This window comes from Corynebacterium sp. HMSC074C03 (genome assembly GCF_001838285.1).
Taxonomy (GTDB): domain Bacteria; phylum Actinomycetota; class Actinomycetes; order Mycobacteriales; family Mycobacteriaceae; genus Corynebacterium; species Corynebacterium amycolatum.
In genome coordinates this window covers 1-1,064 of the sequence record NZ_KV836190.1, presented here as the reverse complement: position 1 = coordinate 1,064, position 1,064 = coordinate 1, and the positions used below count along the sequence as shown (strand labels likewise).

Below are 1,064 nucleotides of genomic sequence, written 5' to 3'. Positions count from 1 at the left end.
AAGTTTATCACCACCGACTATTTGCAACAGTGCCCCGTCCGGATACTGCCAGATATCGGCGTCCAGGGAGATGTCCTGAAGCGCGGTGTCCGGAATTTCAGGTTTGTGTCTCTACAAAGACTAACTATCAGAAAAACTCATCGAGCATCAAATGAAACTGCAATTTATTCATATCAGGATTATCAATACCATATTTTTGAAAAAGCCGTTTCTGTAATGAAGGAGAAAACTCACCGAGGCAGTTCCATAGGATGGCAAGATCCTGGTATCGGTCTGCGATTCCGACTCGTCCAACATCAATACAACCTATTAATTTCCCCTCGTCAAAAATAAGGTTATCAAGTGAGAAATCACCATGAGTGACGACTGAATCCGGTGAGAATGGCAAAAGCTTATGCATTTCTTTCCAGACTTGTTCAACAGGCCAGCCATTACGCTCGTCATCAAAATCACTAGCATCAACCAAACCGTTATTCATTCGTGATTGCGCCTGAGCGAGACGAAATACGCGATCGCTGTTAAAAGGACAATTACAAACAGGAATCGAATGCAACCGGCGCAGGAACACTGCCAGCGCATCAACAATATTTTCACCTGAATCAGGATATTCTTCTAATACCTGGAATGCTGTTTTCCCGGGGATCGCAGTGGTGAGTAACCATGCATCATCAGGAGTACGGATAAAATGCTTGATGGTCGGAAGAGGCATAAATGCCGTCAGCCAGTTTAGTCTGACCATCTCATCTGTAACATCATTGGCAACGCTACCTTTGCCATGTTTCAGAAACAACTCTGGCGCATTGGGCTTCCCATACAATCGATAGATTGTCGCACCTGATTGCCCGACATTATCGCGAGCCCATCTATACCCATATAAATCAGCATCCAGGTTGGAATTTAATCGCGGCCTCGAGCAAGACGTTTCCCGTTGAATATGGCTCATAACACCCCTTGTATTACTGTTTATGTAAGCAGACAGTTTTATTGTTCATGATGATATATTTTTATCTTGTGCAATATAACATGGGTTGGCACTGTTGCAAATAGTCGGTGGTGATAAACTT

The 1,064-nt window shown here is 43.7% G+C and carries 1 protein-coding gene; it reads right to left on the bottom strand.

Features of this window, described 5'->3' with window-relative positions; translation table 11 throughout:
- Positions 1-127 precede the first annotated feature (127 nt).
- Complete coding sequence (locus tag HMPREF2847_RS01080; RefSeq protein WP_000018326.1) at positions 128-943, bottom strand: aminoglycoside O-phosphotransferase APH(3')-Ia; 816 nt, start codon at positions 941-943, stop codon at positions 128-130.
- Positions 944-1,064: the final 121 nt, after the last annotated feature.